The sequence below is a fragment of the Amycolatopsis sp. NPDC033938 genome (assembly GCF_055575975.1).
The window spans coordinates 305949-314511 of sequence record NZ_JBVIRO010000007.1; the positions used below are offsets into that span (position 1 = coordinate 305949).

An 8563-nucleotide genomic window follows, 5' to 3' on the forward strand; every position below is an offset into this window, starting at 1 on the left:
CTCCTGCTCACATCAACGGACGAACAGGGCCAAGCTAAGTGGGTATACGACTAGAGTCCACCGTGTTCGTACTTAATACGGCAGGAGGCCCGCTATGGCACGGTTGGACGAACTTGATCAGGCGATCCTGGCGGAATTGCAGTCGGACGCACGGAAGACCAATCGCGAAGTGGCCGCGGCGGTGGGGGTCTCGCCGACCACCGCACTGGACCGGACGCGCGGCCTGCGTGAGCGCGGCGTGATCCGCGGCGCCCTGCTGGACGTGGATCTCCCGTCGATCGGCCGCGGGGTGCAGGCGCTCATCGCCGTCCGGGTGCGGCCGCCGTCACGGCGGAACATCGAAGCCTTCCGGAACTGGGTCAACACCCTGCCCGACATCGTCGGGCTCTACGTGACGACCGGGACCGAGGACTTCATCCTGCACGTCGCCGTCCCCGACAACGAAAGCCTCTACGCCTTCGTCATCGACAAGCTGACCGAACGGGGCGAAGTGGCCGACGTGCGCACGTCGATGGTGTTCGAGCACATCAGGCGCACGCGTATCACGCCCGCCATCCGGTGAACGAGCCGCTCAAAGTCCGCGGATGACCCGAGCCGGGTTGCCCGCGGCGAACACCTTCGACGGCAGATCCCGCGTGACGACGCTGCCCGCGCCCACCACGGTGTCGTCTCCGATGGTGACCCCGGCGCACACGATGACACCACCGCCGAACCAGACGTTGTTCCCGATGGTGATCGGGGCGGCCGATTCCCAGCGAGCCCGCCGCAGTTCGTGGTCTTCCATGGGGTGCAGCGCGGTCAGCAGCTGACAACGCGGGCCGATCGAACAGTCGGAGCCGATCTTGATCGGGGCACAGTCGAGCAGGATGGCGTCGTAGTTGAGGAAACTGTTGGCGCCGATCTCGATCAGATAGCCGTAGTCGCACTGGAACCGCGGCATGATCCAGGATCCCTCGCCGAGCTTGCCCAGCAGCTCGCGAAGGATGGTGTCCCGCTCACCGGTCTCCTCGGCACCCGTGCCGTTGAACCGGTCGACGAGCGCCTGCGCGCGCCTGCGGTCCGCGACCAGTTCGGGGTCGTTGTCCCGGTACAACTCGCCGCGCAGCATGCGGTCCTTCTGCTCACCCATGCCGCCAACCTAGCGAAAAAACCCTGGCGGTGGGCTTCCCGGAGGAAAAGCCCACCGCCAGGGCGGGTAAACGCTTGCGGAGCGTTCTTCAGTTGTGTCGATCGGTTCGCGAGTAGGGCCGGCCCGGCGGGTGGGTGAGGTGTAAGGGGGGACCCGCCGGGCCGGAGTATTTTCCTCCTGTTCGCCGGTTCTCGCTTCCGTTGAACCGCCCCGGCTGTCGGAGTGAGCCGAGGACGCCTGAGACCCGATCACTTCGGGAAATCTCTGCTGAAGTTGTGAACTTCGTGCGCTGTTCTGAATTGAACAATAAACTCGATCAGCCCCGATTGTCACCTGTTCCAGCGAAACAAATTCACGTGACAACGATCACTATGCAAGTGTGTGCATTATTGTTTACGTTGGCGCGCAAGGACTTCATCACACCAATGGGTACACTATGGACGGTTGGTCAGCGATTCATTCGCGACACTTGCGACCCTCGTTGACGCAATCGACGAGGCGATCCATGATCTGATTCGACATCACGTTCGCGAAATCGTCGTGGTCGGAGAACGGGTTGTGGTCCTCCTCAGGGAAGGAGTCCACTTTGTACTGCCCGGCGACCTGGATCGCCCGGGGAATCTTGTACGTCAGCGAGATGGTGAGCTCGGGAACGGCGGTCAGGCCCTTCGCGCATTCGCCGTTCTCGTTCGGGTACTTGATGTGGTCCCGGTGGTTCTCGCTGTCGATGCTGTTGCCGTCGAGACAGCTCGGGAAGGTGTGCACCCGCTTGACGTCACTGCCCTCGGGGCAGATCGGGTACTGCTTGATGACCCTGTCCTCGAAGCCGGTGCAGGTCCAGCTCTCCCGCGCGTTCGCGGGGCCGTTCGCGGTGACTTTCGCGTCGCCGTAAAGGATCCGGAGGAACTTCGGCATCTCCTTCACCTTCTTCTTGGCGTTGCCCTTGAAGGTGATGTCGACGGTCGCGGGACGCTGGATCTCCCCGTCGTTGCCGGCGAGTTCGTTGTCCGCGTTCGGCTCTTCCAGCTCGGCCTGGTTCTGGCCGGCGTTCTGCTGGTTCTGGTTGTTCTGCTTGTCGTTGTCCTGGTTCCGCTCGTTGTCCTGGTTCCGCTGCCGGTTCCGGTCACCGTCACGGTTCTGATCGGCGCCCTGCTGCTCTTCACCCTCCTCTTCGGTGTCGATCCTCACCACCGGCCAGAAGTACGCCGATTCGTCACCGTTTTCGCAGGTGGTGCCGGCGCCCAGCAGGCTGTTGTTGTTCGAATCCGCGTTCGTGGAAAGGTTTCCCACGTAGTCGTGCAGATGCTGAGCGCCGTTGCGGATACCCGGCTGCGCGATGAAGTTGTCGGGATTGAAGTGCCCGTTCTCGTTCTTGCCGCAGTCGACGGTGAACGAGCCCGTGGACGCGTTCGCCCCCGGCACCGGCTTGTCGACGTTGGGCCGCACCTTGGTGATGTCCACGAAGAGCGACTTGTCCACCTCGTCCGCGGAGGCGCTGTCGGAGTCGCCGGTCGTAGTGGCCACCACCAGTCCACCGACCGCGATCGACAGGCCCAGCAACGCGGTCGCGATCTTGGTCCTGCGGGCGATACGATGGCGCCCTTGATTTCGTGCCATTGACTTGCTCACCTCATTCGTTTCCGGGCACACCGAAAAAACCACCGGTACCCAGTCATGAGCCACGCATTTGTCGAATACGCCGATTGCCGAATTCGCGACGGACCTGCTGTCCGCCCGCCGGTCCAGATCCGGCTACTGAGAGATACGGTTCCAGAAGGGGGCCGGTTCAAAACGCGACCCCGCCGTTATCTTTCCGTTATAAAACTACCGGCGCACGATCGCCAGGACGGTGCCGTCCTGTTTGTGGACCTCGAAGCGTTCGATGTCGGCCTTCTGCAACGCCGTCGAACCGGTGACGACGAGCGGATCCGGGGAACCGGGAACGCCGTATCCCTTGGACGGCACCCTCCAGTTGTTGACGACGTAGGCCTCTCCGCCGTGGGAGTAGGCGAAAAGCTGGCACGTCATCGGCCCGGTGAGGCCGCGCAGTTCGAGCTCGACCGCGCTGCCCCACTCCTTCTCCTGGACGGTGACCTCGGCGGCGACCGCATTGCCAGCCTCGGACCAGCCGAAGGGGGCGGCGCCACCGTCCGGACCGGTCTCCCGAGGCGGCGGCGAAGGCGACACTGCGGTGACGACGGTGGGCGCGGCCTGCGTGATGACCGGTTCACGGTCGGTGAGCGAAAGTACGGTGAGCGGCCCTCCGACGATCAGCACGAGGACGGCCGCGGCCGTGGCGAGCCGGATGATCTTGCGACGGCGGCCCGCCTTGGCGGCGTCCGCGAGCAGCATCCGCAGCACCCGCGGCCCCGGGCCTTTCACCGGCGGGTCCGGCCAGCTCTTCTTCACCATGTCCAGGATGTCGGGCAGGTGGTACATCTCCACCAGTTCGACCTGGCACTCGGGGCACTCCAGCAGATGCGCCTCGAACCTGGCGTGATCCTCTTCGCCGAGGACGCCCAGCACGTAGGCGGCGATATCCGTATGCGGCGCTCCGGACACCTCGCTCACCCCCGCTCCTGCAGCGCCCTGCGCAACGCGCGCACGGCATGGTGGATCCGCGATTTCACCGTACCCGGCGGAACCCCCAGCGTCGCCGCGACCTCGTTCACGGTGCGGTCACGCAGGTAGGTCTGCTGGACGGCTTCTCGTTGTTCCGGGGAAAGATTGCGCAGGGCCTCGTAAACGATCATGGCCGCGAGCGTCTTCTCCGACTCGTCCGGTACGCCGATCGAATCCGACTCCAGTTCCTCCACCTCTTGAGGGCGGGCGCTGCGGCTCCGCCAGCCGTCGATGACGATGCGCCTGGCCACGGTGAACAGCCACGCGCGCAGCATTTCCGGCTGCCGGTCGAGTTTGCCGGCGTTGCGCCACGCCTTGATGAGCGTCTCCTGGACCACGTCCTCGGCCCACTGACGATCGTGACCGGTCAGCTTCAGCACGAACGCCATCAGGCTCGAACCGAACTCCTGGTACAACGCCCTGATGAGGTCGTCATGCCCGTTCGACGCGGGTTCATGATCGACCATTGGCTGCAGTATCCGAGAGTGGCGTCCCACGCGGCACATCTTTGTGTGCCCGAGGGCGATAAGTCCAGTACCAAAACCGATCAGCCCCGGTTCTGGCACGGGGGAAAGTTTTTTGAACCGTTCTCGACTCGTGACCGTATCCCCTACCGAAGACCCCCGACCCGGCGCTGTCCCCCGCACCGCCGAATCCACCGTGGAACCTCACTGTCCACAGTGGAGTTAAACGCGCCCGCACTCCATCGCCCCGCGGCGATGGCTTTCTCCTCTGGCCCCGACAGGAGGATTTCCGTGAACCCCGTGTCACGCTCGGTCATACCTCTGACCCTCACTTTCGCCGCGATCGCGTCGATCGCGGCCTGCACCACCGGTACCGCGGGACCGAACGGCTCGCCGGGCGCGGCCCCCGCCGCCGGCGCGGCGGAAATCCCGGGAATGCCCGATCCCTCGGCCGAACCGGCCCCCGGTGTCACGGCGGCGATTCTGTTCGACCTCGGACCGTTGGTCACCGACACCAATGGCTTCACGCTTTACCGCTATGACAAGGACACGGTGAACCCGCCCAAATCGAATTGCACCGGCACCTGCGCGCGGACCTGGATTCCCGCCAAGGCAGGCGGGGATCTCGTGGTGACCGGGATCGATCGCGCCCTGGTCGGCACCGTGACCAGGGACGACGGCACCGAGCAGGTCACGCTCGCGGGATGGCCGCTCTACCGCAACGCGAAGGACGCGATGCCCGGCGACACCGGCGGGCAGGGCGCCGACGACGCGTGGTTCCCGGTCAAACCGGACGGTACGAAAGTGCTGCTCACCGCGGACACCTGGCAGGCCGATGACCTCGGCATCTGACCTCTCCGGGGAAATCCCCGGCCCGGTCCTCTCCCGTTTTTCCCGCCTGCTGCTGGTGTTGCTGACGATCGCCTCGGTGACGCTGCTCGGCCCCGCCGACGACGCGCACGCCCAAGAACTCACCGCCTCGGACAAGAACCTGATCGTGAACGTCAAACTGGCCGGGCTGTGGGAAATGCCGGCCGGGATGTGGGCGCAGGAACGCGGAAAGAGCAAGCGGACCCGTGAGGTCGGCCGGACCTTGATGATCGATCACGGCAGGCTCGACACCGCCACGCACGCGATCGCCGACCGCTTCGGCATCGCCCTGCCGCGCGAGCCTTCGGATCAGCAGTCGGCGTGGCTCGGCGAGATGAAGGCCGCCCGCGACGACAGCGAGTTCGACCGGATCTTCGCCACCCGGCTCCGCTACGCGCACGGTGTGCTTTTCCCCATCATCGCGCAGGTCAGGGCGGGTACCCGCAACGACGTCATGCGGGACTACGCCACCACGGCCAACCAGGCGGTGCTGCGGCATATGACCCTGCTGGAGAGCACCGGCGGCGTCGACCTGTCACTGCTGCCGGAAGCCCCCGTGCCACAGGCGAACAACCCCAACTCCGCCATGGACGTCGGTTTCGGCGAGTTCGCCCTCGGCCTGGTGCTCGCGGTGGCGCTCGGCGGCGGGCTCTTCTTCGCCATCCGGTCCCTGCGCAGCAAGAACACCCGGACCCGCAAACGCGCGGTCGCAGCCGAACCAGAACTGGTTCCCAGTGCCCCAGGAGAGATCAATGTTTGACCAGTGGTCCGAGGTGGTGATCGTCCTGACCCAGAAAACGGACACCGACCCCGGCATCAAGGGCATGGCGCAGACCTCCGCCCGGATCTCGTACGGCTTCATGTGTCTCACCCTGTGCTGGGGCGTGTTCACCGCGACCGGCTGGATCAAGTCGCTGACCGGCCGGAAGGCCCTGCGCAGCTCGCATATGGTGCTCGGCATCCTCGCCCTGTCGTTCGGTGTAGTGCACGCGATGTCGTTCCTGTTCCTGCCCGACGGTTTCACCTTGGCGCAGATCTCCATCCCGCTCCTGCCCGGCACGCTGGCGCGGCACGAACTCGGCGTCGTCGGCCTCGAGGTCATGATCGCCGTCGCGCTGACCGGCGGGATCAGCCGGTTCAGTTCCTACCGGCGTTTTCTGTGGATCCACCGGCTGGCCTATCCGGCGGTCGCGATCACGGCACTGCACGCGTTCTTCGGCGCCATCGCCAACGGACATCTCGGCCTGCTGTGGTTCGGCGGGATCACGCTGCTGGTCCCCGCGGTAGTGCTGACCGCGCTGCGGTTCACGCCCACCCGGTACCTCGAACGACTGGGTCTGGTCGAGGAACTGGTCTAGCGACCGCGAAAAGACTTGGAGAAACGAAAAAATGATCTTCGGAAGCGTACGGCGCGGTACTCGCGTCAGCGTCGACAACGAGCGGTGCGAGATCTTCGGCTTCTGTGAGATGGAAGCGCCCGCCACGTTCAAGATCGGACCGGACGGCAAGCTCCGCATCCGCCGGATGGTCGACCGGGATGGTCTGGATCAGGCCATTTCCGCCGCCCGGCTCTGCCCCAAACAAGCCATCAGAGTCAAGGGAGAAGGGGCGTACGACGATGAGTGACGGAGATCGGATCGTCATCGTCGGAGCGGGCGTCGCCGGCTTCCGCTCCGCGGAACGCCTGCGGGAACTCGGTTTCGACGGCGAGGTCGTGCTGGTCGGCGACGAGCCGCGGAAGCCGTATCACCGGCCGATGGTGTCGAAGGAACTCATCACCGGCGGGGTGAAACCGGTGGCGGCGGGTCTGGAGCCCTACCTCGACCTGGACGTCCACTGGCGACTCGGCACCCGCGCGACCTGGCTCGACACCAAGGAACGCACGGTGCATCTGCCCGGCGGGGAATCCCTTTGGTACGACGGCCTGATCGTCGCGACCGGTGTCTACCCCCGGCATCTCCCCGGCTCGCCGCGCCATGACCCCCGGGTCCGGGTCCTGCGCACCGTGGAGGATTCCCTCGCCGTCCGGCGGGCCTTGGGGAACAGCAACAAATCCGTCGTGGTGATCGGCAGTGGCCTGATCGGGAACGAGTTCGCCGCGTCGATGCGGTACATGGGCCGCGACGTCACCCTCATCGGCCACGCGAAGGCGCCGTTGCACCGCTTCGGGGAGCGGATCGCGGAGGCGTTGACGAAGGAACACCAGCACCACCGCGCCAAGCTGGCGATGAACACCGAGGTACGGAACTGGATCAGCACCAAGGAGACGGTCGGGCTGCATCTGACCAACAACCAGTTCCTGGTCGCCAGTTGCGTGGTGCTGTCGATCGGCAGCGTGCCCGCCGTCGATTGGATGCGTGGCTCGGGGCTGACCATCGACGACGGTGTCCTGTGCGAATCCACGTTGTTCGCCGTCGGGGCGGAAGACGTCGTGGTCGCCGGTGACATCGCGAAATGGCCGAACCTGCGGATCGACGAGACCCCGCGCCGGGTCGAGCACTGGATGAACGGCGTCGAATCCGGGCGGGCGGCGGCGGAAAGCCTGATGCTGGGCCGGGGCAACGCGCGGCCGTACACCCCGCTCCCCCGCGCCTGGTCGTCGCTGTACGACGCGCGGCTGCAGACCGTCGGGATGCCGTCGCTCGGCAAGGACACGATCGAACTTTCCGATGGGGTCACCGGTTTCGTCCGCGACGGCAGGCTCATCGGCGCGGCGGGCTGGGACCGGCCGAAGGCGATGATCCACTGGACCGCCGAACTCGACCGGCGGCTGCCGGTGCCCGAGCCGGTGTTCCCCACGCCCGCTCCCGCGGAACCGTCGTTCGCCGCGTCGGCGACCATCGGGGAGGACATCCTGGCCCCGTTCGAGCGGGACTTCCTGTCCGAGACGCCTACCGCGGCCGTTCCCGCGCAGGAGGAGATGCCCTGGGCTCGCGTTCCCGCCGGGTGACCCGGGTTCGCGAGGAGGACCGGGGCCGCGCGCGGCGGCCGCGGTCCCACCAGGTGGCGGTGGGTTGCTGGGCCTCCGCACCCACCGCCACCCCTTTGGGGACGCCGGGAGAAACCGGGACCGATGGTGATTCGGGCACCGTCGGACCTCGCTTTCCCGGCTCTCCGCAGCAGGCGGGGCCCTTCCAGGCTTGACTCACCTGGGAGGGCCCCGGCTCGCTGCCGTGAAGGTCCCCTTACCTACCCTCAAGGTCAATGCCAGGAACCTAAGGTCGGTGGCGTGGTCGGGCGGTCTTCGTGGAGCTGGAGCCGAAAGGTACCGGGGGTCTTGGACGCTGCCGGGTCTTCGCGGTGCGGTTCCGGACTGGGCGGCGCGGGTCCAGTCGTGCGCTATGTCCACACGGGACACTTTCCGCCCACCGGGTGTCCGGTTGTTGCCGCCTGCGGGCCTGGCTCGTGGGGGAAGCGCGTGAAGGCCCCCTTCCCTCGGCTGAGCCGAGGGAAGGGGGCCATCACACGCCGGCCGGGT

10 protein-coding genes are annotated in these 8563 nt (G+C 66.1%); 6 read left to right on the forward strand and 4 right to left on the reverse strand.

Translation table 11 applies throughout. The features are described from left to right. Positions 1-94: 94 nt before the first annotated feature. Positions 95-562, forward strand: coding sequence for an Lrp/AsnC family transcriptional regulator (locus tag ACZ5ZX_RS20860; protein WP_465503640.1), 468 nt, complete (start codon positions 95-97; stop codon positions 560-562). 9 nt (positions 563-571) lie between these two features. Here ACZ5ZX_RS20860 and ACZ5ZX_RS20865 read toward each other — a convergent pair whose 3' ends face one another. From ACZ5ZX_RS20865 to ACZ5ZX_RS20880, 4 genes are all read right to left on the reverse strand, one after another. Beyond that, the gene (locus ACZ5ZX_RS20865; protein WP_465503641.1) at positions 572-1129 is read right to left on the reverse strand and encodes a sugar O-acetyltransferase; all 558 of its coding nucleotides are present in this window, start codon (positions 1127-1129) and stop codon (positions 572-574) included. A gap of 456 nt (positions 1130-1585) precedes the next feature. Then, positions 1586-2746, reverse strand: a complete 1161-nt coding sequence (locus ACZ5ZX_RS20870) for a DUF1996 domain-containing protein (RefSeq protein ID WP_465503642.1) — start codon at positions 2744-2746, stop codon at positions 1586-1588. A gap of 207 nt (positions 2747-2953) precedes the next feature. Beyond that, positions 2954-3700, reverse strand: a complete 747-nt coding sequence (locus ACZ5ZX_RS20875) for an anti-sigma factor family protein (protein ID WP_465503643.1) — start codon at positions 3698-3700, stop codon at positions 2954-2956. Further along, complete coding sequence (locus ACZ5ZX_RS20880; RefSeq protein ID WP_233224236.1) at positions 3697-4218, reverse strand: sigma-70 family RNA polymerase sigma factor; 522 nt, start codon at positions 4216-4218, stop codon at positions 3697-3699. Before ACZ5ZX_RS20880 ends, ACZ5ZX_RS20875 begins: the two co-directional genes overlap by 4 nt. A 288-nt stretch (positions 4219-4506) precedes the next feature. On the opposite strand from ACZ5ZX_RS20880, the gene ACZ5ZX_RS20885 reads away from it, so the two are divergent. Genes ACZ5ZX_RS20885 through ACZ5ZX_RS20905 form a run of 5 tightly spaced genes read left to right on the forward strand, consistent with a single transcriptional unit; the run spans position 4507 to position 8035 of the window. Beyond that, positions 4507-5067 (forward strand): hypothetical protein, encoded by a 561-nt coding sequence (locus tag ACZ5ZX_RS20885; RefSeq protein WP_465503644.1) that lies wholly within the window; start codon positions 4507-4509, stop codon positions 5065-5067. Next, a complete protein-coding gene (locus ACZ5ZX_RS20890) occupies positions 5051-5845 on the forward strand; it encodes a DUF4142 domain-containing protein (protein WP_465503645.1) in 795 nt (264 codons plus the stop codon). Before ACZ5ZX_RS20885 ends, ACZ5ZX_RS20890 begins: the two co-directional genes overlap by 17 nt. Continuing rightward, positions 5838-6443, forward strand: a complete 606-nt coding sequence (locus tag ACZ5ZX_RS20895) for a ferric reductase-like transmembrane domain-containing protein (RefSeq protein WP_465503646.1) — start codon at positions 5838-5840, stop codon at positions 6441-6443. Before ACZ5ZX_RS20890 ends, ACZ5ZX_RS20895 begins: the two co-directional genes overlap by 8 nt. 31 nt (positions 6444-6474) lie before the next feature. Beyond that, entirely contained in the window at positions 6475-6711 is a 237-nt protein-coding gene (locus ACZ5ZX_RS20900) for a ferredoxin (protein WP_005164337.1), read from the forward strand. Continuing rightward, positions 6704-8035, forward strand: a complete 1332-nt coding sequence (locus ACZ5ZX_RS20905) for an NAD(P)/FAD-dependent oxidoreductase (RefSeq protein ID WP_465503647.1) — start codon at positions 6704-6706, stop codon at positions 8033-8035. Before ACZ5ZX_RS20900 ends, ACZ5ZX_RS20905 begins: the two co-directional genes overlap by 8 nt. Positions 8036-8563: the final 528 nt, after the last annotated feature.